We start from the raw sequence: 26177 nt of genomic DNA on the forward strand, positions 1-26177 counted from the left end.
AGCGGGTCAGAGACCACGTGCTGCCGCAGCAGAACCGACCTTTGCCGTCACGTAATCGGCCGGGGCGGCAATGCCAGATAACTGATTGATCAGCGTTTCCGCCGTGTTTGTGGAAATCTCGCGAACGGAAGCCAGCGCCTGCGTCCGGGCCTGCGCGATGCGGGTCTCGGCATCGCTGATCTCGGCGGCAAGGCGTGCGTTCATTTCCTCGGTCTGCCGGGCGGCGGCCAGACGGGCCTCCTCGACAACCTTGTCCACATTGGCCTGTGCATCGGCCAGCGCCTTGCGGCGTGCGGCGTGCAGGTCGTCCACGGCTTCATCAGCGCGGGTCTTGGCCTTGTGCGCGATGCCAAGGTCGGTCTCGATGGTCTGACGACGCAGCGAGAGAACCTTCTCCACCCTGGGCAGGGCCGAACGGCTCAGCAGCAGGTAGAGAACCAGAAAAATGCCAGCGCCCCATATCACCTGACCGATGACATAAGGATTGCCAAAATCAAGCTGGGGCATGCCCTCGGCGCGCGCGCCAGGGGCTGCCATGGCCATCAGCGGCAGAGCCAGCGCGGACGAAGCCACAAACGACTTCGCCCTTCGGATGTTGTTATACATCACGGCGCGCGCCATGTTCGCCTCCAGCGTATCAGACGAACAGGATCAGGAACGCGATCAGCAGCGCATACAGGGCCACGGCTTCCGTCAGGGCGAAGCCCAGCATGCCAAGGCCGAACACGTGCGGGCGTGCGGACGGGTTGCGCGCGATGCTGCTGACCAGCGTAGAGAAGATGTTACCCAGGCCAATGCCAACGCCAGCGAGGGCGATAACGGCGATACCGGCACCAATTTCACGGGCTGCTGCGATATCCATGTCTTGTTTTCCTTGTTTCAGACGTTCTGGATTGAAATAGATGGAAGCGGATGCGGCCTGTTAGTGGGCCACCGCCTCCCTCAGATAGATGCAGGTCAGGATTGCAAACACATAGGCCTGCAAGGCACCAACCAGCAATTCGAGTGCCATCAGCGCGATATTGATGACCACGGGACCAACGGCGATGATTTCACCGAAGAAGCCCAGACCGGCCAGCATGATCGTGAAGGCGGCAAACATGTCGAACATCACGTGACCCGCCACCATGTTGGCGAACAGACGGATCGACAGGCTCACGGGACGCGAAAGAAAAGAAAGGATCTCGATCGGGATCAGCAGCGGGGCCAGCGCCTTGGGCGCGCCTGCGGGCATGAAATGGGCGAAGAACTTCGCCCCCTGCACCTTGAGCGATACGATGATCGAGAGACAGAACACCATCAGCGCCAGCGCCAGGGTCACGGCGATATGGCTGGTGAAGGCGAAGGAGAAAGGCAGCAGGCCGAGGTAGTTACCGGCCAGGATGAAGAAGAACAGCGTGAACACGAAGGGGAAGAAGGCCTTGCCTTCCACGCCGATGGTGTCGACTGCCATGTTGTAGATGAAGTCGTAGCACATCTCGGCTGCGGCCTGCAGGCGACCGGGCACCACCGCAGCAGGCCGCATGCCCACGTACAGGAACGCCAGAACCAGCAAGGCGGCGACAATCATCATCATGGGGGACTGGCTGAACCGCAGGGATTCGCCCAATGCACCCAGAACTGGATGGAGCTCGAACTGACCGAGCGCGTCGATAGATGATCCGGCCGCCAACTTCGTTCTTCCCTATAACCGTCCGGGGCCGCCATCCGGCCCGTCTGCCTTAGTGCTTATGGCATCGGGCCTGACAAGACGCCAGACATTAAGTACACCCGCCACACCGCCAAGAAGCGAGAAGACGATGAGGAACCAGGGCTTTGTGCCCAGCCAGTGGTCAAGCCCCCAGCCAATGCCAACCCCGACCACAAGTGCCGACACCAGTTCCGTTCCCGACCTGATGACCAGGCCCAGATCGGACATTGTCCCGCCCGTATCGCGTTCAGCGGCCTTGCGGGGCTTGATGCGCTCGCGGGCCGCTTCCAGTCGCCGGTTGAAGGACTCGCCGGATGGATCGTTATCCTTATCCACTTCTCGCACCTCCTTGAGGGTGCAGGCGGTAGCTAACGGGGCTGCAATAACCTGTCAAGCAAGGGGTGGCAAACAAACAGGTTCCCCTGCATCTTTTTTATCGGTTGTGCGTTCGGCGCATCTTTATTGCGCCGTGGCGCTGCCCGGAATCACGTCATACCCCGCGCTGCCGGGAAAGGCGCCCGGCGGCGGCGCATCGGCGGGCTCGATATGGATGGCCTGGTTCACGTCCGGGCCGATCTCACGCGCGTTGATGGCGGTGCCGCGCTCCCCGCTCACGCCAATGCCGATGGCGTGCAGGCTGGCACCCGGCCTGAGCCAGGCGGCAAGGCGGGTGGCGTTGGCCTCGCCCACATACACCACGCTGTGATCGTGCATGATGGCGCCCTGCACCTTGCCCTGCATGTCATAGAGCGGGGCGAGCACGATGCCATCAACCGGCACGTCGGGGCCGATGGAGGGCGAATCATAGGGAGCGGGCGCACTTGCGGGGCGCACGTCGGCAATCCGCTGCCCGCGCGGGCCGGTTACGGCATAGGCCCGCACGATGGGATGGCCAATGCCCTTGAGCCCGCTGATCGAGACCTGCTCGCCGGGGCGGGCGATGGCGGGCAGGTTCTCGCCCAGGTCCTGCGGGCAGAAAACCTGCGTGCCATCGGCCAGCAGCAGCCCTGCCACCTGCCCTGCCGGGCTGAGGATGTACTGCACCAGCTGCCCGCTGGTTACGGGCAGCGGCGCAAGGTCGAACACGGGGGCAACCTGCGTTGCGGCAGGGGCGGCAGAAGGGGGCTGGGCGCCCGCCTTGCCAGCCGCATGGGCACTACCCGCCACCAGGCTGCCAGCAACAAGCACGCCCGCGAGCAGGCGGCAGGAGGAACGTCGATGAATGTCCATGCGGGTACCCGTCTTTCGTCTGTCTTGACCGGCACGCTGCCGGGCGTGCCATCTCATTCCATCCCCGCCGCGCAGGCAAGGGCCTTCACTTCGGATCAGTGCCGGAAATGGCGCATACCTGTGAAGACCATGGCAATGCCCGCCTTGTCAGCCGCGGCAATCACCTCGTCATCACGGATCGAGCCGCCGGGCTGGATCACGGCGGTGGCCCCTGCCGCAATCGCGGCCTCGAGCCCGTCGGCAAACGGGAAGAACGCATCGGACGCCACGACGCTGCCCTGGGTCAGCGGGTGGTCGATGCCGGCTTCCTTCGCGGCATCGGCGCTCTTGGTGGCGGCGATGCGCGCGGAATCCACCCGGCTCATCTGGCCCGCGCCAATGCCCACCGTGCTCTGGTCCTTCACATACACGATGGCGTTCGACTTGACGTGCTTGGCCACGCGGAAGGCGAAGATGAGATCCGCCATCTCGGCGGCCGTGGGCGCGCGTTTGGTCACGACTTTCAGCGCCTCAGGCGTGATGCGGCCGCTGTCACGCGTCTGAGCGAGGAAACCACCCGCCACCGAGCGCACCACCACGCCACCGGCTGCGGGGTCGGGGAGCGCGCCGGTCAGCAGCAGGCGCAGGTTTTTCTTGCGCGACAGGATCTCGCGCGCTTCGGCCGTGGCATCGGGTGCTACGATCACTTCGGTAAAGATCGACGCAATACGCGCGGCGGCTTCGGCTTCCAGCGTGCGGTTCAACGCCACGATGCCGCCAAAGGCCGAGACCGGATCGCAGCGCAGCGCACGGTCCCAGGCTTCGGCCTGGGTGGGGGCGGTGGCGACACCACACGGATTGGCGTGCTTGACGATGACCACGGCGGGCGCATCGAATTCCGCAACCGCCTCAAACGCCGCATCGGTGTCATTGATGTTGTTGTAGGACAGCGCCTTGCCCTGGACCTGCGTGGCCGTGGCCACACCGGGACGGGTCGAGCCATCGGTGTAGAAGGCCGCCTTCTGGTGCGGGTTCTCGCCATAGCGCAGGCTTTCGCGCTTTTCGCCCGCAAGGATCATGCGCGGCGGCAGCACCTCGCCTTCCTGGCCTGCAAACCATGCGGCGATGGCGGCATCATAGGCTGCGGTGCGGGCATAGGCAGCACCTGCCAGCTTCGTGCGCTGGTCCAGCGTCGTGCCGCCATTTTCCAGCGCCGCGATCACTTCACCATACTGGGCGGGGTCGGTCACGATGGCCACATGGGCGTGGTTCTTGGCGGCGGCGCGGATCAGGGCGGGGCCGCCGATATCGATGTTCTCGATGCAGTCCTCCGGCCCCGCGCCAGAGGCCACGGTGGCCTCGAACGGGTAGAGGTTGACGGCCACGAGGTCGATCGGGGCAATCCTGTGCTCTTCCATCTGCTGCACATGGGCGGGCAGGTCGCGCCGGCCCAGAATGCCCCCATGCACCTGCGGCACCAGCGTCTTGACGCGGCCATCAAGAATTTCCGGAAAGCCGGTATGCTCGGACACGTCGCGCACGGCAATGCCCGCTTCGCGCAGGGCGCGGGCGGAGCCGCCGGTGGACAGGATCTCGGCCCCGTGGGCGACAAGCGCGCGGGCCAGATCAAGCAGTCCCTTCTTGTCAGACACGGAAATCAGGGCACGCCGGACCGGCACGGTGGTGGGGGGGGTCATCTGCAAGTGACCTTTCACGCAAGCTGGAAATGAGCCAATGCGGGTTGGATTAGTCCAACCGCGCCGGAATGGGCAATAAGCGAAATGTTATGGCTGGCTCTTTAAAAGGTTTTTTGGAACAGATATTATAAAAAACATCAAAACGTTTTTGGTGAAGCTTTTTTCAAAAAGCTTTGTAAAACAAACTACCTTTTTGAAAAAAGGCGGCACCCAGAAACTTTTGTCACTTTCCTCCCGACGGGCGCAAAATCAGCCATCAAGAGGCGCGACCAGCTGGGCCAGAAAGGCGGGCTGGCGCGGCAGTTCGTGGCCGTCGATCGCCACCACTTCACGCGCGCACAGGCTGTTCAGGGCAAAAACCGCCTCGGCGCCGCGCAGCATGGCGGGGCTGAGGCGGCTTTCGCGCAGCATGCCTGCCGCAAGCAGCACGCCACGGGCGATGCCGGGCAGGGCGCCGTCGCGCACGGGGGGCGTAAGCGCCGCCCCATCCCTGACCGCCACAAGCGTGCTGGCACTCGTCTCGGCCACGTGCCCTGCCCGGTTGAGCAGCAGCGCATCATCCGCGCCCTGACCGGCCGCCTCCATCCGCGCCAGGATGGAGGGCAGGTAGTTCAGGCTCTTGATGCGCGAAAGCACGCTCTCCTCATCGCGCCGGTGGCTGGCTGTTGCCAGCCGCACGGGGGTTGCGGGCGGCAGGTTGGCGGTTGCAGTCAGCAGCAGGGTGGGCCGTACCTGGGGCGGCGGCAGCAGCCCGCGCGGGCCGGGACCACGGGTGAATGTCAGCCGCAGCGAACCATTCTGCAACCCGCACGCCGCCAGCAGGTCGGCCGCCGCCCGCGCGATCAGGCCCCTGTCGGGTGGCGGCAGCATGAGCACGCCAGCGCCATGCGCCAGCCGCTCCATATGAAGTGTGAAATGCCGCACCCCGCCACCCGCCACGCGCATGGTCTCGAACAGGCCATCACCCAGCAGCAGCCCCCGGTCCGCCGGGTCGATGCGGGCCTCGGCCTGATCGATGATGCGGCCATTGAGCCAGACAGGCAGGCTGGCAGGGGTCATGGCATGTTTCCTTCCGCCGCCTGTGGTCCGAACAGGGCCAGCAGGGCTGCAATCTTGAGCTGCATCTCGCGGTATTCGCGCTCCGGGTCGGACTCCACGGTAATACCGCCGCCTGCTGCTGCCGTAACGTGGTCGCGCGTAAGCACCAGCGTGCGGATGATGACGGCGCTGTCCATCGCGCCATCGCAGCCGATCCGCACCACCGTGCCGCAATAGGCCCCACGGGGCGAGGCCTCGAGTGCATCGATCACCTGCATGGCGCGGTGCTTGGGCGCGCCGGTGACCGAACCGGGCGGCACGGTAGCGGCCAGCAGGTCATACGCATCGCGCCCCGGCCCCAGCCGCCCCGTTATTTCGGACACCAGATGGTGCACATGCGCAAACTGCTCGACCGCGAAAAGCTCCGGCACCGCGATGCTGCCCAGTTGGGCCACGCGCCCGATATCGTTGCGCATGAGGTCAACGATCATCAGGTTCTCGGCCTGCTCCTTGGGGTCGTGCCGCAGGGCGTGGGCCAGGCGGGCATCGTCCTGCGCGGTGGCGCCACGCGCGGCCGTGCCCTTGATGGGCCGGGTGCTGACCCGGCCTGCGCCATCAAGGCTTAAAAAACGCTCGGGCGAGGCACCGAGCAGCGCAAACCCGTCCCTGCCCGCCACAAAGGCCCCGAACGGCGCGGGCGATGTGACACGTAGCGTGCGGTAGACATCAACCGCCGCAAGCCCGGGCGGGCGGGCGGCCTGCATGCGCCCGGTGATGTTGACCTGAAACACCTCGCCCGCTGCAATCCGGGCCACGGCCTGCGCCACGGCGGCGCGATAGGCTGCCCCATCCTGATCGGGCCTGAAACGCAATGCGGGCAGCGGCAGGGGTGTGGCTGCCGGACCAATCGCCGCCCATTGCGCCACCAGCCCAGCCGCGCGCGGGCCATCAAGGCCGGTTCCCGCCAGCCAGGCGCGGCCCGTCTCGCGATCGAGCACGAAGGCATGGTCATACACGCCAAAAGCGGCCTCAGGGCCATCATCGCCTGCGCCATGCCGCGTGCCGATGCCTTCCATGCGCTGGCCCGCGCCATAGCCGATAAAACCGATCGCGCCCCCGGCAAACGGGACCGCGGGCGGGCAGGCGCCACCCGGCACGCACTGCCGCAGCAGGCATGGCAGATCGTGCGCAACCGGCGTGCCATCAAGCCAGCATGTGCCATCATGCTGCGCGATCCAGCGCACGGGGTTGCGGCAGATGATGGTCCAGCGCGCGCGCGGGCCGACCGGGCCGCCACTATCAAGGCAGGCAAAGCCGGGGCTCCCACCCCACGCGGCCAGCACGTCATCCACATCCCGCCAGGCCACGGACAGGCAGGGCGCGGGGCTAGCCATCACCAGCGTGCCGCAGGGTGGCGGCATAGGCCATCAGCATGGCGCTGACTTCCGGCCCGTCGGCAGCCTCGAGCGCGCGGCAGGCCATGCGGCGGCAGTCATCCATCGCCGCTGCCCGCACGGCGCGCTTCACATGCGGCACGGCGGAGGCATGCATGGAAAACGACCGCACCCCCAGCCCCACCATCAACGGCACGGCCAGCGGGTCGGACGCCATCTCGCCGCACAGCGAGACCGGCCTGCGCTGGCGCAGCCCCGCATCGGCCGCAAGGCGCACAAGCCGCAGCACGGCGGGGTGCAGCGGGTCATACAGCCCTGCCACATCCGTCGCCGCGCGGTCAGCCGCCAGGGTATACATGGTCAGGTCATTGGTGCCGATGGCCAGGAATTCGGCCTCCTGCGCCAGCACATCGGCCATGAGGGCTGCGGCGGGCGTTTCGATCATGATGCCAAGCGGCGGCAGCGGATCGGGTATGTCCACCCCCTTGCGCCGCAGCCTGCGCCCCACGCGGGCATAGACCTCACGCGCCGCATGCAGTTCCGCCGGGCTTGAGACCATGGGCAGCAGCACCCGCACCGGACCCGCGGTGGCCGCGCGCAGGATGGCGGCAAACTGCGTTTCCAGCAGGGCGCGATGGCGCAGGAGCAGCCTGATGCCGCGCACCCCCAGCGCCGGATTGACATCGCTGCCCGCCCCGATGCCGGCCTGTGCCAGGGCATCGCTGTTCTTCTCGCTGCCCCAGTCCACCACGCGGATCGTGACCGGATCGCCCGACATGGCCTCGATCAGCGGGCGGTAAAGTGATTCCTGCCGGGCTTCATCAGGCAGGGTCCCGGCATTCATGAACAGGAATTCGCTGCGCAGCAGCCCGATGCCGGCCGCACCTGACTGCGCGATCATGGGCAGTTCGGCCGGTATTTCCAGATTGGCCTGCAATGTCAGCACCTCACCGCTCGACAGGCGGGCAGGCAGGCGGCGCAGGCGGCCAAGTGCCTGGCGCTCCCGCGCATAGGCCGCCACCGCCACCCGGGCCGCTGCCGCCGTGCGGGTGGAAGGCCGGAGAATGACTTGCCCGGTGGTGCCATCGACCACCAGCCGCGTACGCCGCCCGATGCGCGCCAGCAGCCCATGGGTGGCCAGCACGGCGGGGATGCCAAGGGCGCGCAGCAGGATGGCGGTATGCCCGGTGCTGCCACCTTCCTCCGTGACCACGGCGGCAATGCGCGAGGGGTCGATCAGGGCGGCATCGGCGGGGCGCAACTGCTCGGCCACAAGGATCGCGCCATCAGGGATGGCGGAAAACGACCGGTATGGCGTGCCGCTAAGGTTGCGCACCAGCCTGCGCCCGATCTCGCGGAACTCGCCCGCGCGCCGCCTTGCCGCCACCGCATCCTCGCCTTCAGGCGCGGGGCGACCGGGGGGGCTGAGCATGAAGGCGGCCAGGGCCTCGGTTTCAAGCTGCACGGCGGCCTCGGCCAGCATGCCATGGCCCAGCCGCGCCTCGATGCCGCGCCGCAGGCGCGAGGGGCCGAGCATGCGGCGATAGACTTCAAGCAGGGAGCCGATTTCCACCTGCCCGTCTTCCGGCAGCAGGGCCAGGCGGTCATGCAGGCGGCGCAGCTGGGCGGTGGAGCGGGTTATGGCCTCATGCAGGCGGGCGCGTTCATGGGCGGGGTCGCAGTCGCGCCGCGTGGTGTCGATGGGTGGGGGGTCGGGGTCATGCGCGATGGCGGCATGGCCAATGGCCACGCCTGATGAAACGGGCTGGCCTTCCAGCCGTACCTCACCGGCGCGGGGGCGACGCGCGGTGCTGCGTTCAGTCGTCTTCATCAAATCCGGCCCCGACCAACCGCACGAGGGCCGCAAGCGCGCGTTCCGCCTGCGGGCCGTGGGCCGTGATGCCGATTGTCTCGCCCTTTCCCGCCCCCAGCATCATGAGCCCCATGATGGAATGACCCGGAACGGTCATGCCCGCATGGGTCACGTCGATGGTCGCATCGAATTTTTCCGCCACCGTGACGAATCTGGCCGCCGCCCGCGCATGCAGCCCGCGCTGGTTGACAATGCCCACATCCGCCCGCCGGGGTGCCGCCTGCGCCACGGGCTCAGCCACCATGACCGACCACGCTGTCCGCGGCCTCGCCCGCGCAGGCTCCCACGCCCGACAGGCAGGCGGCAGGCAGGTGGGATGCGACCGAAATATAGCGCCTGCCCGCCTCTTCCGCGCCATGCAGGCATTCCTGCAGACCCACCTGGCCGCGCATCTGCGCCAGCTTGACCAGCATGGGCATGTTGACGCCGGCGAGTACTTCCACGCGGTCGTTCTCCAGCACGGAAATCGCAACATTGGATGGCGTGCTGCCAAACATGTCGGTCAGCAGGATCACGCCCTGCCCGCTATCGACCGACTCGATGGCCTGGCGCAACGGCGCACGGCAGGTACCGGGCAGCGAGGCCGCCGTGACATTGAACACCGTGGCCTGCGCCTGGGGGCCGACCACATGTTCGAGTTCCGCCTTCAGCGTCTCGCCCAGAACGCCATGCATCACGAATACAAGACCGATCATCGTGGGTCCGCCTGCTCCGTTGGTTCGGCCAGCCCGCGCGGGCGGTTGGCCCAGCGCCAGCTACTGCGACCCTGGCGGGCCAGTTCACGGTGCATGATCACGACGGGCCATGCATCATGGGGGTGAGGACTGTCGGCACGCTGCGCCAGCCGCTGCGCCAATGCCTCGACAAGGGTGACGGAACGGTGCCGCCCGCCCGAGCAGCCAATGGCGATGGTGGCGTATTTCTTGCCCTCGCGCACGAAGCGCGGCAGCACGAGTTCGAGCAGCCCCGCCATGCGATCAAGGAATTCGGCATAATCAGGGTCGTTTGCCACATAATCCGCCACGGCCGCATCCAGCCCGGTCATGGCTGACAGGGCGGGGTCGTAATACGGGTTGGTGAGGAAGCGGGCATCAAACACCATATCCGCCTCACGCGGGAGACCGGCGGGGAAGGCGAAGGACATCAGGGCGACGGTCAGGCCATCAAGCCCGCCTGCCGACCATTCGCCAAAGCGGGCCTCGACAAGCTGGCGCAACTCGGGCGGGGGCAGGTCGGAGGTGTCGATCACCACATCGGCGGCCTCGCGCAGGGGAGAGGTCAGGCGGATCTCGGCCTCGATCCCTTCCTTGACCGTGCCGTGCACGGCCTGCGGGTGGCGCCTGCGGGTGGCGGTGTAGCGGCTGAGCAGCACGCTTTCCTCCGCCGTGGCGTAGATCAGTTCGGCATTGAGGGCGGGGTTGACGCGCAGCCGGGCCAGGGCGGCCAGCACGGCGGAGGCATCGAAGCCACGCGTGCGCGAATCCACGCCAATGGCCACCGGGCGCTCGGCACGGGCCACGATCTCATCGAGCATGCCCAGCGGCGGATTGTCGATCACCTCATGCCCCAGATCCTCCAGAATACGCAGAATCGAGGATTTTCCTGCCCCGGACAGGCCGGTCACAAGCAGGATGCGACGGGGGAGAGGTGTGTCTTCATGCATGGTGTCAGTCACGCAAAACCCTGACTTCTCTCAGCCATTTGCCGGATGACAGATCGCTGTATCATGGCGGGATCGAAACCTTTTCCTGAACCCATTCTCCCCCGAAAGGGCAAGCATGGAAAGTGGCAGCCGCATCACATCTGTCTTTCACCCAGCAATTGGCTGCGTCCGGCAACGCAGTCAAGGATCAGCCCCACGCGCGCCACGGCCGAGGGCCGGGCCGGGTCGAGGCGGAACACGGGCACGCCGGCCAGCGCGTCGGGTTCGGGTGCCGGTGGCAGGCGGGGGGCATAATCGGGCGGCGCCACCAGCCTTGCAAGCGCCACCACCCGCACCCGCTCCTGCCACGCCATGCGGATGATGCCGATGCCGCGTACCTCGAGCAAGCCCGCAAGGGCGGGAGGCGGGCTGGCCCACCCCGCGTGCAGGCAGACCTGGTCATCGGCCACGAGGGCATAGCCCGCATCGATCAGGCGCAGCAGCAGGTCCGACTTGCCCGCCCCCGATGGCCCCATGAGCAGAACGCCCTGCGCACCGCGCGCGGCACAGGAGGCATGGATGTGGAGCGGTGCGTTCATGCCCGTGCTTTACCGGACAGGGCGCTGTTTCGGGAAAGGAAAAATTTTTATGGACAAAACATGGCGACTTCATGATTCTTTGACAGATGGAAGAAAACACGTCGTTGCGCCCGCAGTCCGAACTTCACCTCCGGCACCTGACCGGGATCAACGCGCAGACCGGCGGCTTCTCCCCTGAACTGTTTGGCCAGATCCGCCAGGCGCTCATGACGGGCATGGACCAGTTGGCCAGCCAGGGCATGGGGGCGGAGAACGTGACGCGCATCATCTTCATGCTGCATGACACGGCAGGCTTTGCCGCCTGTTTCCCGCTGCTCAACGACCTGTTCGCCCGCACCTGCCCCGCCACCACGCTGCGCCTGGTCAAGGGGTTTGAACAGCCGGGGCAACTGGCCGAGATCGAACTGCTCGCCACGACCGGACCGGGCGAGGAAGACGCCTGAAGGGCATCAGCCTGAACGACGCGCTGCAATCTGTATGGAATCAGGAGGGGATCGTGGTGGAGCTGAGGGGAATCGAACCCCTGACCTCCTCATTGCGAACGAGGCGCTCTCCCATCTGAGCTACAGCCCCACAATCCTCGCGCGATAGATAACCTGCACCGGGCGCAAGTCAAGGCCAAATTTTGGCCTGTGCCTCATTTCCCGCACCGAACTGGCGGTGCATGGCGGTTGTATGCGCTCCCTGACGACACTAGATTCCCGTGTGTCGTCACCTATGAAAGTTGGCCCGTTGATCCCCATACTCTTTAGCCTGCTGGCTGAACTGATACAGCTTTACACCTATGTGGTGCTGGTCTCGTGCCTGTTCAGCTTCCTGCTGGCCTTCGGCATTCTCGACCAGCGCAACCCGATCGTGTGGAATATCGGCAATTTCCTGTACCGCATGACCGAACCGGTGCTGCGCCCCATACGCAGCGTGCTGCCCAACTTTGGCAACATGGATTTCAGCCCGCTGGTCCTGCTGCTGCTGATCCAGTACCTGGCGCTGCCGATCCTGTTCAGGATCGAGGCCATGTTGCTCACCCCCCCGATGTAAGCGGACTATCCCCGCCGCCGCCGTGCGGCCTATAATGGGGGAACGGGCCCTGCTTTTTCACGCGGACCGCATTTTCAGGAGTTAGTATTCACATGAAAAAATCGAACCGTTTCCTGGCATTTCTCGCCGCCCTGCCCCTGACTGCGGCCCTCGCTGCCGCTCCGGCACATGCGGAAGGCTTTGGCGGGCTTGGCGGCCTGGGTGGCGACGCATCGAACCTGCTCTCGGGCAGTGGCATGAACGCCCCCTCCGTTTCCTCGCTGGCCCCTTCCAACGTCACGGGCCTGCTGGGCTACTGCGTGCAGAACAACTACCTGCAGGGCAACAGCCCCACCACCCTGCTGTCCTCGCTCAAGCAGAAGGCCGGGCTTGATACCACGGGCAGCCAGTACACCAACGGCCAGAACGGCATTCTTGATACCGGCAACGGCAACACCTTCTCGCTCGCCACGCTCAAGGGCAACCTCAAGCAGAAGGTCACCACCAAGGTCTGCAACGCCGTGCTCAAGCAGGGCAAGTCGCTGCTCTGATCCACGGGCGTTACGGGGGTCCGCCTGCTCGGTTCAGAACGGGCGGACCACCACCATGATGACAATGACCATCATCAGCACGGTCGGCACTTCATTGGCCATGCGATAGAAGCGTTCGGGCCGCGTATTGCGGTCATTGGCGAAGTCACGCCGCCACCGCCCGCATGCCCCCTGAAAGCCCGCCAGCGCCAGCACGCAGGCCAGTTTGACCGGCCACCACGCCGCATGCCAGTCGATCACGCCGGGTATGGCGGCCAGCAGCCCGCCAAACACGAAGGTGCTGATCATGGCAGGCGCCATGATGAAGCGCAGCAGCTTGTATTCCATCACCTTGAACCGGGCTGATTCCGATGAACCGGGTGCGACCTGGCAGTGATAGACAAACAGGCGCGGCAGGTAGAACAGCCCCGCCATCCATGCAATCAGCGACATGATGTGGAACGCCTTGAGCCACAGCATGAAGGGAATGAGGGCGCTACCCATTCACGCAGCCCGCCTGCTTCTGGCTGGCCAGGATGCGGCTGAGCAGCGGCACGAATTCATCCAGATGCGCGATGCGCAGCAGCCCCGGCCACTGGGGTGCGGGCAGTTCGGGCGCGCGCAGCAGCACGCAGCCCATGCCCGCCGCCTGCGCGGCACGGGCGCCGGTATCGGTATCTTCCAGCACGATGCAGCATTCCGGCGGCACGCCCTGCGCCCTGGCCGCCGCCAGATAGACCGCCGGGTCCGGCTTGGGCTGGCCCATGTCACGCGCGGAGTGGATGCTGGCGGGCGCAATCAGCGCATCGAGCCCCGTGCGGCCGAATTTGGCCTCCATTTCCTCTACCGAGGAATTGGAGCCGATGCGGTAGGGCAGCCCCAGCGAAGCTACGCCGCGCAGCATGGCAGGCGCGCCCGCGATGGTTTCCGCCTCACTGCGCATGAGGGTGACGAGGTTGCGCTGCATCCGGGCGGGCCAGTCAGCAGGCAGGCTGATGCCCTCCGCATCCTCGATCTCGTGCTTGAGCGCGGTCAGGGCGTGACCCGCGAAGCGGCGCACGGCGTCCTCATCGCTGATCTCGGGGCCATAGTCGCGCAGGGTGCGGGCGATCATGCGGCATGACGGGCCTTCGCTGTCGATCAGCACGCCATCGCAATCGAAAATGACCAGCCTGAGCGCGCCATCGGGGCGCAGGGCAGAGGGCAGCATGGCTCAGACCTCCCGGATGGTCTTGATCAGGTCGCCCACATGCTCGGGCGGCGTGGTGGGAATGACGCCGTGGCCAAGGTTGAACACATGAGGGCGGCCCTTCATGGCGTCGCGGATGGCACGCGCTTCCGTACGCATGCCTTCGCCGCCTGCCAGGACGCGGATGGGGTCGAGATTGCCCTGCAGCACCAGCGTGCCGGGCACCTTGTCGGCCACGGCCTTCATATCCGCTCCGGTATCGAGCGCCATGGCGTTCACGCCGGTCTCACGCCCGTATTCAACCGCCATCAGCCCCGCCAGCCGGGGGAAGCCGATAACCGGCACGCCGGGGTGGCGGGCGTTGATGATGGCGGTGATGCGCTTCGCCGGTTCAATCACATGCTTGCGGAACTGCGAGGGCGGCAGCAGGCCCGACCAGCTATCGAACAGCATGACCGCTTCGGCCCCCGCCTCGATCTGGGCGCACAGCATATCCGCCGTCGAGGTGGTGAGCAGGTCGATCAGCCGGTCAAAGAACGCGGGGTCGGTATAGGCGAGTTTGCGGGTTTCCTCGAACTCACGCGAGCCATGGCCTTCCACCATGTAGCACGCCACCGTAAACGGCGCGCCTGCAAACCCGATCAGCGTCACCTGCCCCGGTCGTGCCGGCCCGATCGCCTCCGGCCCGTCGACAATGGCCCGCAGCCTGCGCAGGGTCTGCATCACCGGCTCAACCGCCTGCGCCACGCGGCCCGGATCAAGCCGGTCGAGATCGGCCTGTGAGCGCACGGCCCCCAGGACAGGCCCCCGGCCCGGCACGAATTCCAGCGACTGCCCCATGGCCCAGGGCAGGATCAGGATATCGGAGAACAGGATGGCCCCATCCATGCCAAAACGGCGGATGGGTTGCAGCGTGATCTCGACGGCCATGTCGGGGGTCATGCAGCGGGTTATGAAATCCGCCTTTTCACGCAAGGCCCGGAATTCCGGCAGGAACCGGCCCGCCTGCCGCATCAGCCATACCGGAGGGGGCCAGGTCGCCTCTCCCAACAGGGTGGCGAGCAGGGGTTTGCGTGTTGCTGTCATCGATCCGTCGTTCTGTTTCGTTGTGGCCGGACTATCTCGTACTTTCGGGCTGACGGATAGCGGGCAGGGCACAACGCGCGCGCCCCTTTCAAAACAATAAAAGAAAAGAGAAAGAAATTTCTTGATGTGCTTTTAGTGCTGTGGATCACGGGGTACCCATGTTTCCGAAAATGTACCCCGTTTTCCCCACAGTGTGTACCGTTTCCGACTCCAAGGATTCCCACGGAGTCGGAAAGTTATCCCGAATGTACCGACATAAGGCTGTGTACAACTCACCGGAATGGGGCGGGTACACGTTGTCCACGGTACTCGGTACGGCACAGAATTGTTTGGAGTACTGTCCCCATGTACCCCAGTACTCCAGAGGCCCGAATTAAATGTTTCACTTCCGCAGTACGGAGAGCGCGATGCCGGACGACTCCAGTTTAGTACTAAAGCCCACCCCATTACAGGTGGAGTCGCCGCCGATAGTACTGGCCAGCCGCTCGGCCGCGCGGCGCGCACTGGTGGAATCGGCGGGGCTTGTGGCCCGGTTCATGGCGGCGGATGTGGATGAACACGCCATTCGCGCGGCCCAGCGCGCTGCCGGGCACGATGCCAGTACTGCCGCCCTTGAACTCGCCCGCGCCAAGGCCCGGGCGGTTCCGGTCGCACCCGGCACGGTGGTGATTGGCGCGGACCAGATCCTGTCCTGCGGGGCGGAATGGTTCGACAAGCCACAAGACCGCAGCGCGGCCCGTGCGCAACTGCTGCGCCTGCGGGGCCGGGCGCATGTGCTGCACACGGCCGTGAGCCTGTGGCGCGATGGCCGCGAGGTCTGGCACCATGTCGCCTGCCCCGTGCTGCACATGCGTGCGTTCAGCGAGTCCTTTCTTGCGTGGTATCTGGCCGCCGAGGGCGAGGCGATTCTGTCCTGCGTGGGGTGCTACCGGCTTGAAGGGCCGGGAATCCAGCTTTTCTCCCGCATCGAGGGGGAACAGTCGGCCATTATGGGCCTGCCACTGCTGCCCCTGCTTGCCGCCCTGCGCGGGCAGGACATTATCTTGCCCTGAATCGGTTAAAGGGGGGTTGCATCGGTCTGCGCTTGCGGTTATACCCCCGTCACCGGACCACGGTGGCCATGCAGATGGCCTGCACCGTCGGAACAGTGGGGCCATAGCTCAGTTGGGAGAGCGCCTGAATGGCATTCAGGAGGTCAGGGGTTCGACTCCCCTTGGCTCCACCAGATTCCTTAATCTGGTACCCCAAAAATATTATTGATGAATGATCTGGCCAGTGCCTTCATGTTCTGCATGAGGGCTTCATGCTCAGGGAACCCCTCATGCCCAGGGCAAACTGGTGCGGCGCACGCGCAGGGGGATATGGGATGTGGCGGTGGATGTGCGCGCCGGTTCGCCTACGTTCGGGCAATGGGTGGGCGCGACCCTGAATGCCGAAAATGGCGGCCAGTCCTGGATACCGCCGGGATTCCTGCACGGTTTGTGCACGTTGGCCGACCATACGGAGGGGCACTGCCATGCACGCTCCCCTCCGACCCCACCTGCGCTTAAATGATGTGACACTGGGCATTGAATGGCCCGTGGCCGACGGGCAGGTCATTGTCTCGGCGCATGATGCAGCGGCGCCGCCTTTTTCCGCCGTGATCGACTGGTTCCCTTACGCGTGGCACGCAGGCAGCCCGGCGCGTCGTGATCAGGCCGAGTGGTCGAGTTCGTCGAGTTCGATCAGGCCTGCTTCGCCGGTCTGGGGCGGAGGAATGACCGGCATGGCCTGCTGCGTGGCCCGGTCGCCCGGGTGCAGGCGCCGCACTACGGAAAAGGCGGTGAGCACCGCGCAGGAGCCAAACAGTACGCTGCCCAGCACCTGCCCCACCTGCACGCCGCCCGGCCCGTAACGCATGCCCATCCACACGAACGGAATGGTGCCCAGCGTGGCCCGCCCCCAGTTGAACAGCGTGGAATAGAGCGGGTGGCCCAGATTGTTGAATGCGGAATTGGCCACGAACAGCATGCCGATGAACACGTAGCCCGCAATGGTCCAGTTACAGAACAGGTGGATCAGCATCGCCGCCGTGCCCTGTGCAGAAAACACCCGCACCACCAGGTCCTGCGTCAGGAACAGGATGGCCCATGTCAGCGCCACGCAGCCTGCCACCAGCCACAGCGAGGCCACGAGTGTGGCGCGCACGCGCTCCAGCTTCCCTGCCCCGAGGTTCTGCGACATGATCGGCCCGACCGATCCCGTCAGGGCAAAGACAAAGGCAAAGGCCACCGGCACGATCCGCTCGATGGTCGCCTGCCCCGCCACCGCCGCCAGCCCGAACCCCGCCATGGCATGCGTTACGAACACGCTGCCCACCGGCGTTGCCAGGTTGGTCAGGATGGCGGGCATGGCCACCTGCCCCACCAGCCTTGTGTCGGCCACGACATGGGTGCGCACGGGCCAGGCCAGCAGGCCATGACGGCGCGCGCAGCGAAAGCCCATCAGCGCCACGATCCCGCGCGAGAAAATGGTGCTGATCGCAGCCCCCTTCAGCCCCAGCCCGAGGCCCAGGATCAGCAGGGGGTCGGCCACGGCCGAGATCATGGCGCCGATCAGCGTTACATTCATGGAAATGCGCGCAGCCCCGATGGCGCGCAGCAGCCCCGAGCACCCCATCCCCGCCGCGATCAGCGGCAGGCCGGGCGAGACGATGCGCAGGAACGTGGCCGCCTGCCGCGCTGCCTCCCCCTGCGCCCCGAGCAGGGCCAGCAGGAGCGGCGCAAGCCATGCGGTGAATACCCCGATAAGCAGGCAGAAGCCGAGCATGACGACGCCAAAGGAGGATGCGACGCGCTGCGCCTGCTCCATCCTGCCCGCGCCGATCAGCCTGCCGGTGATGGCGCCGATGCCAATCGACAGGCCGATGGATACCGCGATCTGCACGAAGCTGATCACGCCCGAGAAGCCGATGGCCGCCGTCAGCGCAGGGTTACCCAGCCATGAAATGTAGAAAAGGTTCAGCAGGTCGACAATGAACACCGCCATCAGGCCAATGGCCCCCGTACCCGCCATGACCACCACATGGCGGACAATGCTGCCTGTGCAGAATGCGGCTTTGGGTCGGGTCGCGGGTTGTCCCCCCATTCGGGTGTCCTGTCTGCTGCAGTGGGGGCGGCCTGGCCAGTGCCGCCATGGTCACGCCCCATGATGCGGGGCATTGAAACCGGGCACAAGACCCCTGCCCGGCCTGTTTTTGCTGCAGAGCACAAAATCACCTTACTATTGCTGTATATAATAAAATTTGATTGTGCAGTGCAAAATAACCATGCCAATTGTGCAGTGCAAAAAAAGTAAAATAGAATTTTTATTTATCTTTATTGTTGACGTTTAAATAGGTGGATGGCATAAGGGGTTACACGAAGCCGCTGGCTTCCATAAAAACCGATAAAATCCGGTCATGATACCGGGCTGGACGTGTTACCCTCCGGTATCAACGTTCTACTGACAGGGTCACCCCATGGGCGGCCCTGTCTTTTTTTGTGCCCTGCCCGTGCAATCCCGCCAGGCCCGCATGGGGGAGCTGGTCGGGTTAAAAATTAGATCGGACCAGTCCATTTCTGGCAAAGGGAACAGTCTGCCGCGCAATCCGACCCGCCAAAGTATCGCCCTTCATGAACCGCATGTCCCTGCCGCCAAAATATTCCTGCCTGCTCATTGGCATCATGGGCGTTCTACTCGGGGCGGTGGAGTGGCTGTTTGAACCCGATGGCAGCACGCTCGACAGCCTGCGCAGCCCGCAGGAACAGCAGATCCTGCAAAACCTGTCAGGCCCGCTGGCGGTCGTGATATTTATGGCATCCGTGCTGCGCAGGCAGATCATCTATGCACTGGGACACAATATTCTGGACGATACCGTGTGCATGAGCCTGCCTTACTGGCTCATTGGGCATCTCTCCCGGCTTCGACCGCTGCACAGGACCGGGGTGTTCCTGCTGGTGACCCTCAGCCTGCAGGGGGGCATGGGCCTACTGGCAGTGGGGGTATGGCAGTGCCCTCCTGTTTGGCATCGAATGGCTGGAAATCCTGTGCGTGACCACCGCCTATCTCATATCCGCAAGGCACAGGCTGCTCATGACCGTGTCCTGCGCCATGGTGTGCAATGTGATCATATTTGGTTGTGACTATGTCGTGGCCATGCCGATGCTGTGGGCACGGGTGCAGTCCGTCGAGACCGCGCAGCCCCTGCCCGGTGGCCTTGCCCCTGACGGGCGGCACCACGTGGCCCATGAGGTCGAGCAGGATCTGTAGCCTTCTGCCAAAAGAAGTTTTTGGCGAAACTTTTTTCAAAAAGCTTCGAAGAATGCTGCCTTTTTGGAAAAAGACAGCACCTAAAAAATTTTATCATCGCGCAGGAGACCAGCACTTTTATCGCTGGTCGCGCATGAGGCGTCTCCATTACGCTGAAGCCGGTTCCCGCCCGTGGCAGGAACCCCTGCATTAAGGGAGGAATACCGATGTCCAGACTGACGGCGGCCGAACGTGATGCCCTGCCTGATTCAGCCTTTGCCCTGCCGGGCCGACGCTACCCCATACCCGATGTGACCCATGCGCGTGACGCGCTGGCCCGTGCGAGCGAGATGCTGCACCGGGGCGACCTTACGCAGGAGGAGTATGACACGGTCGTCGCCCGCGCCCATGCCGTACTGGAAAATGAATAGGCCCGCCTGAAAAAAAAGGGGCGCCGGACAGACCGCCCGGCACCCCTTTTGCATGGCGACTGGCCCGGTGGGGTCAGCCTGCCTTGTCGAGTTCCGCCTCAAGCTGCGGCAGGATGGTGAACAGGTCGCCCACGATCCCGTAATCCGCCACCTGGAAGATCGGGGCCTCGGGGTCCTTGTTGATGGCAACAATGACCTTGCTGTCCTTCATGCCGGCCAGATGCTGGATCTGCCCGGAAATGCCCATGGCGATATACAGTTCCGGCGCCACGATCTTGCCGGTCTGCCCCACCTGGTATTCGTTCGAGACAAAGCCCTTGTCCACCGCCGCGCGCGAGGCGCCAATGGCAGCACCCAGGCGGTCGGCGAGCGGCTCGAGCAGCTTGAAGTTCTCTTCATTGAGCATGCCGTTGCCGCCCGATACCACCACGCGGGCGGATTCCAGTTCCGGCCGCTCGGACTTCGAAAGCTCGGTCGCGACAAATGTGGAGCCACCCGGCCCTGCGGGCAGGGCGATTTCCTCGATGGTGGCGCTGCCGCCTTCCGCCGGGGCGGGATCGAAGGCGGAGGCCCGCATCGTGATCACCTTCTTCGCATCAGCCGACTTCACGGTGGCCAGCGCGCTGCCTGCATAGATCGGGCGCACGAAGGTCTCGGCATCGTTGATGGCGACGATATCGGGGATCGGCTGCACATCAAGCAGGGCCGCCGCACGCGGCAGCACGTTCTTGGCCGTGGCGGAAGAAGCTGCGAGGATATGCGTGTAATTGCCCGCAAGCTGGGCCAGCAGGGCGGCAACCGGCTCGGCCAGTTCGCTGTTGCCGGTGGTGTCGGTTACGGCAAACACCTTCTTCACGCCGGGGATGGCGGCAGCCGACTTGGCGGCGGCAGCGGCATCGGGGCTGGTGACCAGCACATCGACATCACCAAGCTTTGTGGCCGCCGTAATGGCGGAGCGCGAAGCCTGGCGGATCACGCCGCCTTCATGATCGAGATAAACGAGAACGGTCATGATCAGATCACCTTTGCTTCGTTACGCAGGCGCGAAACCAGTTCCGCCGCCGAGTCGAGCTTGACGCCTGCCTTGCGCTCGGGCGGTTCTGACACCGAGACCACGCTCAGGCGCGGGGTCATGTCCACGCCCAGGTCAGCGGGCGTGATCTTTTCCATCGGCTTCTTGCGCGCCTTCATGATGTTGGGCAGCGAGGCGTAGCGCGGCTCGTTAAGGCGCAGGTCAGCGGTGATGATGGCGGGCAGCGCCAGCTTGATGGTCTGCGACCCGCCATCGATCTCGCGCGTGACGGTTACCGCGCCATCAGCGACTTCCACCTTCGAGGCGAAGGTGGCCTGCGGGCGGTCGAGCAGGCCGGCCAGCATCTGGCCGGTGGCGTTCATGTCATCATCAATGGCCTGCTTGCCCAGGATGATGAGGTCCGGCTTTTCCTTTTCCACCAGCGCCTTGAGCACCTTGGCTACGGCCAGTGGCTCGGTCACCACATCGGTCTCGACCAGGATGGAGCGGTCGGCACCCATGGCCATGGCGGTGCGCAGCGTGTCCTGCGCCTTGGCCTCGCCGATGGAGACGGCGATGATCTCGCTCACTACGCCTTTTTCCTTCAGGCGCACGGCTTCCTCGACCGCGATCTCGTCAAACGGATTCATGGACATCTTGACGCCAGCGGTTTCAACGCCGGTGCCATCGGCTTTCACACGTGGCTTGATGTTGTAATCAATCACGCGCTTGACGGGTACAAGAACCTTCATTGCATATTTGCCTGTCTGTCTTCGGATAAGGGCAATCGGTGTGGCGGATACATACCGTACCCGCCGGGCAATTACATCCCGCCCGGATAGTTCGGGCCGCCCGCCCCCTCCGGCGTGGCCCAGTCAATGTTCTGGGCCGGGTCCTTGATGTCGCATGTCTTGCAGTGCACGCAGTTCTGCGCGTTGATCTGCAGGTGCGGGTCGGTCGCCTCATCGGCCACTTCATACACGCCCGCCGGGCAGTAGCGGCTTTCAGGCGCGCGGAACACATCCCAGTTCACCGTCTTCCACAGCGACATGTTGCGCACCTTGAGGTGGACGGGCTGGTCTTCCTCATGGTTGGTGGCCGACAGGAACACCGAGGAGAGACGGTCGAAGGTGATCTTGCCATCGGGCTTTGGGTAGTTGATTTTCGGCGAGACCGAGGCCGGTTCCAGCACTTCGTTGTCGGCGTGGCGGGTGTGCAGCGTCCACGGTGCGCGGCCACGCAGCAGCATGGCGTCGATACCCGCATACAGCGCGCCGCCCTTCATGCCGAATTTGGCGAAGGCGGGGCGGATGTTGCGCACCGTGCGCAGTTCATCCCACAGCCAGGAATCCTTGATGCGGCGGGTATAGGAGCCGGGTTCCACGCGGTTTGTGGCCAGCGCCTCGCCCACGGCCTCGGCCGCCAGCATGCCCGACTTCATGGCCGTGTGCGTGCCCTTGATCTTGGGCACGTTGAGGAAGCCCGCCGTATCGCCGATCAGCGCGCCCCCGGGGAAGGTCAGGCGCGGGATGGACTGGATCCCCCCTTCGGAGAGCGCGCGCGCGCCATAGGCGATGCGCCGCCCGCCCTCGAAATACGGGCGGAAGGAGGGGTGCAGCTTCACGCGCTGCATCTCGTCAAACGGCGAGAGCCAGGTGTTGGGGTAGTCCAGCCCCACCACGAAGCCGTAGGAGACGAGGTTGTCGCCAAAATGGTACATCCACGCCCCGCCATAGGTCCGGTCATCGAGCGGCCAGCCAAAGCTGTGCTGGATCAGGCCGGGACGGTGCATCTCCTTGGGGATTTCCCACAGTTCCTTGATGCCCAGCCCGTAGGTCTGCGGGTCCACGCCCTGGCGCAGGTTGTACATCGCCATGACCTGCTTGGTCAGCGAGCCGCGGCAGCCTTCGGCAAACAGGGTGTATTTCGCGCGCAGTTCCATGCCCGGCGCATAGTTGCCGGTGGGCTGGCCGTCGCGGCCCACGCCCATGTCGCCGGTGGCAACACCCGCCACGCGCCCGCTGTCATCAACCAGCACCTCGGCACCGGCAAAGCCGGGATAGATCTCCACGCCCAGGTCTTCCGCGCGGCCGGCCAGCCAGCGGCACAGGTCGCCAAGGCTCACGATGTAGTTGCCGTGGTTGCGCATATGCGGCATCACGCGGTCAAGGAACGGGACTTCAATGCCGCCGTTCTCGGTCAGGTAGAGCATCTGCTCTTCCGTCACGGGGGTGTTCAGCGGTGCGCCTTCCTCGTGCCAGTGCGGCAGGAGTTCCGCCAGCGCGCGCGGCTCGATCACCGCGCCGGACAGGATATGGGCGCCAATCTCGCTGCCTTTTTCAATCAGGCACACGGTGGCGTCGGGGGCAACCTGGCGCAGCCGGATGGCCGCGGCCAGGCCAGACGGGCCGCCACCTACGATGACGACATCGAATTCCATAGTCTCGCGCGGGGTCTCGCTCATACCTCTGTTGTCCTCTTGCGTCATGACCGGGATGACATGGGATGAAAGGGGTTACACCTGTATAGGAGTGCTTCCTAGAACCGATTGGTGCATGAATAAAGTCTTGGCTGCATATTCCGTTGCGGATGGCCCCCTGCCAGGGCCGTATTCAGGCGGCGCGGGGTGTGAGGGCCAGTTCGTCCGTCGCCCGCCATGCGGGGCTGACGTAATTGACGATCAGCGTGCGCCGCACGCCGTGCAGCGGCCTGCGCACGAAGCCATGCCATGAGTGCGCGGATGGAATGAACAGCAGCCCCGAATTGAACAGCCCCGAGGCGCGTGCCACCGGCGTGCCCTCCGCGGTCATGATGTCGGTGCCCCAGTCCGTCGCCGCGGCCCCCATGGAAAGTGAGACCAGCAGCGTCAGCCGCTTGGCGCCGATATCGGTATGTGGCTCAAGCCAGAAGCCATTGCCATCAAGGCACAGTTCAAGGCGCAGGGCGGCATCATCGAGCCAGGCATTGCACTGGTGGGTAAAGCCCGCGCGCGTGGCGGGATCATCAAACAGGCAGGCCAACTGGTCGAGCGCGGGATGGACCGCGCGTTGCGCGGGGGTGACGAACAGCCGGTGCCCGTTGCGACCTGCGCGCTGGCCGCCGCTGTCACCGCCGATGAACCGCGCGTCGGGCACCCATTGTACGAGAGCTGTGGCAATGGCGGCGGGCAGCACGTCATGCAGTTGCCAGTGGGGATAGGGCCATGGCTGGACAGGACTTGTGGCAAGGGCGGCGGTGACGCAGTTGGTTTGCATGAAGGGTCTGCTGCTGGCTGTGGGTTCGGACCGTGCCGGGTGCCCCGCCCAGGAGAGGCGCTGGACGGCGCTACAGGGCGCTGGCGTGGCGGGTGCTGCTCTGGGCCGTGAGGTAACGGTCAAAGATTGCGGCGACATGCCGCACGAAAGGCCGCCCCTTTTCGGTCACGCGCACGTCATGGCCTGCAAGGGTGACCAGCCCGTCAGCCACCATGGGCGCGAGACGGTCGCATTCGGCGTCGAAATGACTGGCGGGCAGGCCGTGGCGGGCGCCCATCGCATCAAGATCGACCTGCATGGCGCACATGATCTGTTCAATAATGTCGGCCCGCGCCCGGTCATCTTCTTGCAGGCGCACGCCACGCGCCACGGGCAGGCTGTCGGGCCGGGCCATGAGGCGGGCATAGGCGGCGGCCGAGACGGCGTTCTGCGTCATGCCGCCGGGCAGCGCGGAAATGGCCGAGGCCCCGATGCCGATCAGCACCGGCGCGCTGTCGGTGGTATAGCCCTGAAAATTGCGGTGCAGCCTGCCCGCCTTCAGGGCATGGGCCATGCTGTCATCGGGACTGACGTAATGGTCCAGCCCCACGGGCAGGAAACCGGCCGCGCGCAGCACGCCGTCCATTGCCGCACGCTGGCTGATGCGGTCTTCCGCACAGGGAAGCTCGCCTACCGGCATGAGGGTCTGGCGCTTCTGCTTCCACGGCACATGGGCGTAGCCGAACACGGCCAGCCGGTCCGGCCCCAGGCTGGCCACGGCCTGCGCCGTGCGGGCAACGCCTTCGGTGTCCTGCCGGGGCAGGCCGTAGATCAGGTCGATGTTGATGGAGGCGACACCCGCGCCGCGCAGCGCCTCAAGGCAGTCGCGCGTCTGCTCCCAGCTCTGGATGCGGCCACAGGCCTGCTGCACGCTGGCATCCAGATCCTGCACGCCCATGCTGGCGCGGTTGAAGCCGAGTTCATGCAGCACGGCCGGGTAGTCGGGCGGAAGGTGGCGGGGGTCGACCTCGATGCTGATTTCCGCATCGGGGGCGATGTCAAAATCGCGGCGGATGGCGTCCATCACGCGGCGCATCGCACTGGCCGGGAGCGTGGTGGGCGTGCCGCCGCCCCATTGCAGGTGCGTTACACGCCGGCCGGGGCCGATCAGGGCAATGACGCGGCGCAGTTCCTCATGCAGCAGGGCGGCATAGGCGCTCCTAGCATCCGCATTGCGCAGCACGGCGGTATTGCACCCGCAGAACCGGCACAGCGTGTCACAGAAGGGAACATGCAGGTAAAGGGAGACCGGCTGGTCCGCCGGGAGGGAGGACAGCCATGCGCGGCTGTCGTCCGGGCCCACCGCATCCGTGAACTGGGCTGCGGTGGGGTAGCTGGTATAACGCGGCAGGTTGCCCCCGTAGCGCGAAAGCAGGGTGCTGTCCGCCGCGTTCATGTCATCAGAACCGGTAGGCGATACCGGCGGAAACGACGGTCGGGTCCAGCGAGTCGTGGGCTTTGACCTTCAGGCTTTCGTCGTTGTTTTCAGCCCAGGCGTGCATGCGCACGAACATCTGCTTCACGTCGAAGTTGAAGAACCAGTTGCCAACGAGCTGGTAATCCACACCGGCGTTGATGGACGGGCCACCGGTGAAGCCGGAGTTCAGCTTGGTCGTGTTCAGTGCATTGCCAGCAGCATTCATGTTGTGGAACCACATGAAGGTACCACCCACGCCCACATACGGGTTCAGGCGCTTGTGGGGGCGGAAGTGCCAGGCCACCGTGACCGTGGGGGGCAGCACCCAGGCGCTGCCCACGTCAAGCTTGCCGCCCACGGCAGCACCTTCGGCTGCAACTTCATGACGGGTGCTGGTCGCGATCAGGTCCAGCGAGATGTTGTCGGTTACGAAGTATTCGAACGTCAGTTCCGGCATGACCTGGTTGGTGGTCTTGATGCGCGTGCCGCTCACTACGTTGTAAGGGCCATTCATGCCGCCAGCCCACACCTTGCTGTCACGATCTTCGGGCAGCACGCCCACGGCGGACAGGCGGATCATGAAATCGCCGCGGCCCAGGCCGATCTTGGTCGACGCACAGGTCTCGAAGATGCCGCAATGGCCCTTGGGCTGCGCAGGTGCCACGGGTGCCGCCAGCGGGGCATTGACATAGGTGGAGGGCGCCATCGTCTGTGCATGGCCTGCCACGGGGGCCAGCGCCGAGGCGCCGAGCACTGCCGACAGGGCGAGTTTGCGGATGTTCTTCATGGTA

At 65.1% G+C, this 26177-nt stretch carries 31 protein-coding genes and 2 tRNA genes; 9 read left to right on the plus strand and 24 right to left on the minus strand.

The annotated features are described in order from the left end of the window. Positions 1-6 precede the first annotated feature (6 nt). The 13 genes from HNW77_RS02125 to HNW77_RS02185 form a co-directional block, all read right to left on the minus strand. Positions 7-621, minus strand: a complete 615-nt coding sequence (locus HNW77_RS02125) for a F0F1 ATP synthase subunit B family protein (RefSeq protein WP_172154943.1) — start codon at positions 619-621, stop codon at positions 7-9. A gap of 16 nt (positions 622-637) precedes the next feature. Further along, a complete protein-coding gene (locus HNW77_RS02130; protein WP_003616715.1) occupies positions 638-862 on the minus strand; it encodes an ATP synthase subunit C family protein in 225 nt (74 codons plus the stop codon). Positions 863-922: 60 nt separating this feature from the next. Next, complete coding sequence (locus HNW77_RS02135) at positions 923-1672, minus strand: F0F1 ATP synthase subunit A (protein ID WP_172154945.1); 750 nt, start codon at positions 1670-1672, stop codon at positions 923-925. 12 nt (positions 1673-1684) lie between these two features. Next, positions 1685-2026, minus strand: a complete 342-nt coding sequence (locus tag HNW77_RS02140; RefSeq protein ID WP_172154947.1) for an AtpZ/AtpI family protein — start codon at positions 2024-2026, stop codon at positions 1685-1687. Positions 2027-2149: 123 nt separating this feature from the next. Beyond that, positions 2150-2920, minus strand: coding sequence for a hypothetical protein (locus HNW77_RS02145; protein WP_172154949.1), 771 nt, complete (start codon positions 2918-2920; stop codon positions 2150-2152). Between the two features lie 95 nt (positions 2921-3015). After that, positions 3016-4596 (minus strand): bifunctional phosphoribosylaminoimidazolecarboxamide formyltransferase/IMP cyclohydrolase, encoded by a 1581-nt coding sequence (purH, locus tag HNW77_RS02150; RefSeq protein ID WP_172154951.1) that lies wholly within the window; start codon positions 4594-4596, stop codon positions 3016-3018. 249 nt (positions 4597-4845) lie between these two features. Further along, positions 4846-5655 carry an aminotransferase class IV gene (locus HNW77_RS02155; protein WP_172154953.1) on the minus strand — a complete coding sequence of 270 codons (810 nt, stop codon included), beginning with the start codon at positions 5653-5655 and terminating at the stop codon, positions 4846-4848. Further along, entirely contained in the window at positions 5652-7028 is a 1377-nt protein-coding gene (locus tag HNW77_RS02160; RefSeq protein WP_172155082.1) for an anthranilate synthase component I family protein, read from the minus strand. Before HNW77_RS02160 ends, HNW77_RS02155 begins: the two co-directional genes overlap by 4 nt. Further along, positions 7021-8859: a phosphoenolpyruvate--protein phosphotransferase gene (ptsP, locus tag HNW77_RS02165; RefSeq protein ID WP_172154955.1), complete on the minus strand. Its 1839-nt coding sequence runs from the start codon at positions 8857-8859 to the stop codon at positions 7021-7023. Before ptsP ends, HNW77_RS02160 begins: the two co-directional genes overlap by 8 nt. Continuing rightward, the gene (locus HNW77_RS02170; protein ID WP_172154956.1) at positions 8846-9145 is read right to left on the minus strand and encodes an HPr family phosphocarrier protein; all 300 of its coding nucleotides are present in this window, start codon (positions 9143-9145) and stop codon (positions 8846-8848) included. The genes ptsP and HNW77_RS02170 overlap by 14 nt, the downstream gene beginning before the upstream one ends. Then, on the minus strand, positions 9135-9596 hold the full coding sequence (locus HNW77_RS02175) for a PTS sugar transporter subunit IIA (protein ID WP_172154957.1): 462 nt from the start codon (positions 9594-9596) through the stop codon (positions 9135-9137). The genes HNW77_RS02170 and HNW77_RS02175 overlap by 11 nt, the downstream gene beginning before the upstream one ends. Continuing rightward, entirely contained in the window at positions 9593-10564 is a 972-nt protein-coding gene (gene rapZ / locus HNW77_RS02180) for an RNase adapter RapZ (RefSeq protein WP_187353143.1), read from the minus strand. The genes HNW77_RS02175 and rapZ overlap by 4 nt, the downstream gene beginning before the upstream one ends. A 134-nt stretch (positions 10565-10698) precedes the next feature. After that, positions 10699-11142: an HPr kinase/phosphorylase gene (locus HNW77_RS02185; protein WP_172154958.1), complete on the minus strand. Its 444-nt coding sequence runs from the start codon at positions 11140-11142 to the stop codon at positions 10699-10701. Between the two features lie 86 nt (positions 11143-11228). On the opposite strand from HNW77_RS02185, the gene HNW77_RS02190 reads away from it, so the two are divergent. Beyond that, positions 11229-11585: a RidA family protein gene (locus tag HNW77_RS02190; RefSeq protein WP_172154959.1), complete on the plus strand. Its 357-nt coding sequence runs from the start codon at positions 11229-11231 to the stop codon at positions 11583-11585. Positions 11586-11639: 54 nt separating this feature from the next. On the opposite strand, the gene HNW77_RS02195 is transcribed toward HNW77_RS02190, so the two are convergent. Beyond that, positions 11640-11715, minus strand: a tRNA-Ala gene (locus HNW77_RS02195). Positions 11716-11859: 144 nt separating this feature from the next. On the opposite strand from HNW77_RS02195, the gene HNW77_RS02200 reads away from it, so the two are divergent. Next, a complete protein-coding gene (locus tag HNW77_RS02200; RefSeq protein ID WP_172154960.1) occupies positions 11860-12180 on the plus strand; it encodes a YggT family protein in 321 nt (106 codons plus the stop codon). A 92-nt stretch (positions 12181-12272) separates the two neighbouring features. After that, complete coding sequence (locus tag HNW77_RS02205; protein ID WP_172154961.1) at positions 12273-12710, plus strand: YjjA family protein; 438 nt, start codon at positions 12273-12275, stop codon at positions 12708-12710. A 33-nt stretch (positions 12711-12743) separates the two neighbouring features. Here HNW77_RS02205 and hemJ read toward each other — a convergent pair whose 3' ends face one another. Genes hemJ through hemE form a run of 3 tightly spaced genes read right to left on the minus strand, consistent with a single transcriptional unit; the run spans position 12744 to position 14964 of the window. After that, complete coding sequence (gene hemJ / locus HNW77_RS02210) at positions 12744-13193, minus strand: protoporphyrinogen oxidase HemJ (protein ID WP_241694241.1); 450 nt, start codon at positions 13191-13193, stop codon at positions 12744-12746. Then, positions 13186-13899, minus strand: a complete 714-nt coding sequence (locus HNW77_RS02215) for an HAD family hydrolase (RefSeq protein WP_172154962.1) — start codon at positions 13897-13899, stop codon at positions 13186-13188. Before HNW77_RS02215 ends, hemJ begins: the two co-directional genes overlap by 8 nt. Before the next feature lie 3 nt (positions 13900-13902). Continuing rightward, positions 13903-14964: a uroporphyrinogen decarboxylase gene (gene hemE, locus HNW77_RS02220; protein ID WP_172154963.1), complete on the minus strand. Its 1062-nt coding sequence runs from the start codon at positions 14962-14964 to the stop codon at positions 13903-13905. 407 nt (positions 14965-15371) lie between these two features. Between hemE and HNW77_RS02225 the strand changes: the two genes are divergently transcribed. The 3 genes from HNW77_RS02225 to HNW77_RS02235 all read left to right on the plus strand — a co-directional run bounded on the left by HNW77_RS02225 (position 15372) and on the right by HNW77_RS02235 (position 16518). Beyond that, entirely contained in the window at positions 15372-16016 is a 645-nt protein-coding gene (locus tag HNW77_RS02225) for a Maf family protein (protein WP_241694242.1), read from the plus strand. A gap of 97 nt (positions 16017-16113) precedes the next feature. Beyond that, positions 16114-16189, plus strand: a tRNA-Ala gene (locus HNW77_RS02230). Between the two features lie 113 nt (positions 16190-16302). Further along, complete coding sequence (locus tag HNW77_RS02235; protein ID WP_276592049.1) at positions 16303-16518, plus strand: dTDP-4-dehydrorhamnose 3,5-epimerase family protein; 216 nt, start codon at positions 16303-16305, stop codon at positions 16516-16518. Between the two features lie 138 nt (positions 16519-16656). Here the strand turns inward: HNW77_RS02235 and HNW77_RS02240 are convergent, their stop codons facing one another. Further along, a complete protein-coding gene (locus HNW77_RS02240) occupies positions 16657-18090 on the minus strand; it encodes an MATE family efflux transporter (protein ID WP_172154966.1) in 1434 nt (477 codons plus the stop codon). Between the two features lie 527 nt (positions 18091-18617). Between HNW77_RS02240 and HNW77_RS02245 the strand changes: the two genes are divergently transcribed. The 3 genes from HNW77_RS02245 to HNW77_RS02255 all read left to right on the plus strand — a co-directional run bounded on the left by HNW77_RS02245 (position 18618) and on the right by HNW77_RS02255 (position 19664). Then, the gene (locus HNW77_RS02245; protein WP_172154969.1) at positions 18618-19127 is read left to right on the plus strand and encodes a hypothetical protein; all 510 of its coding nucleotides are present in this window, start codon (positions 18618-18620) and stop codon (positions 19125-19127) included. Further along, positions 19108-19254, plus strand: a complete 147-nt coding sequence (locus HNW77_RS02250; RefSeq protein ID WP_172154971.1) for a hypothetical protein — start codon at positions 19108-19110, stop codon at positions 19252-19254. The genes HNW77_RS02245 and HNW77_RS02250 overlap by 20 nt, the downstream gene beginning before the upstream one ends. A gap of 206 nt (positions 19255-19460) precedes the next feature. Continuing rightward, a complete protein-coding gene (locus tag HNW77_RS02255) occupies positions 19461-19664 on the plus strand; it encodes a hypothetical protein (protein WP_172154973.1) in 204 nt (67 codons plus the stop codon). Positions 19665-19737: 73 nt separating this feature from the next. Here the strand turns inward: HNW77_RS02255 and HNW77_RS02260 are convergent, their stop codons facing one another. The 6 genes from HNW77_RS02260 to HNW77_RS02285 all read right to left on the minus strand — a co-directional run bounded on the left by HNW77_RS02260 (position 19738) and on the right by HNW77_RS02285 (position 26173). Beyond that, positions 19738-20676 carry an electron transfer flavoprotein subunit alpha/FixB family protein gene (locus HNW77_RS02260; RefSeq protein WP_172154975.1) on the minus strand — a complete coding sequence of 313 codons (939 nt, stop codon included), beginning with the start codon at positions 20674-20676 and terminating at the stop codon, positions 19738-19740. Positions 20677-20678: 2 nt separating this feature from the next. After that, positions 20679-21428: an electron transfer flavoprotein subunit beta/FixA family protein gene (locus HNW77_RS02265; protein ID WP_172154977.1), complete on the minus strand. Its 750-nt coding sequence runs from the start codon at positions 21426-21428 to the stop codon at positions 20679-20681. 71 nt (positions 21429-21499) lie between these two features. Next, positions 21500-23140, minus strand: a complete 1641-nt coding sequence (locus tag HNW77_RS02270) for an electron transfer flavoprotein-ubiquinone oxidoreductase (protein WP_172154979.1) — start codon at positions 23138-23140, stop codon at positions 21500-21502. A gap of 148 nt (positions 23141-23288) precedes the next feature. Next, the gene (locus HNW77_RS02275; RefSeq protein ID WP_172154981.1) at positions 23289-23930 is read right to left on the minus strand and encodes a 2OG-Fe(II) oxygenase; all 642 of its coding nucleotides are present in this window, start codon (positions 23928-23930) and stop codon (positions 23289-23291) included. 70 nt (positions 23931-24000) lie between these two features. Next, positions 24001-25365: an oxygen-independent coproporphyrinogen III oxidase gene (gene hemN, locus HNW77_RS02280; RefSeq protein ID WP_172154983.1), complete on the minus strand. Its 1365-nt coding sequence runs from the start codon at positions 25363-25365 to the stop codon at positions 24001-24003. A gap of 4 nt (positions 25366-25369) precedes the next feature. Continuing rightward, complete coding sequence (locus tag HNW77_RS02285; protein ID WP_172154985.1) at positions 25370-26173, minus strand: OmpW/AlkL family protein; 804 nt, start codon at positions 26171-26173, stop codon at positions 25370-25372. Positions 26174-26177: the final 4 nt, after the last annotated feature.

It is taken from the genome of Komagataeibacter melomenusus (assembly GCF_013155395.1).
Lineage (GTDB): Bacteria > Pseudomonadota > Alphaproteobacteria > Acetobacterales > Acetobacteraceae > Komagataeibacter > Komagataeibacter melomenusus.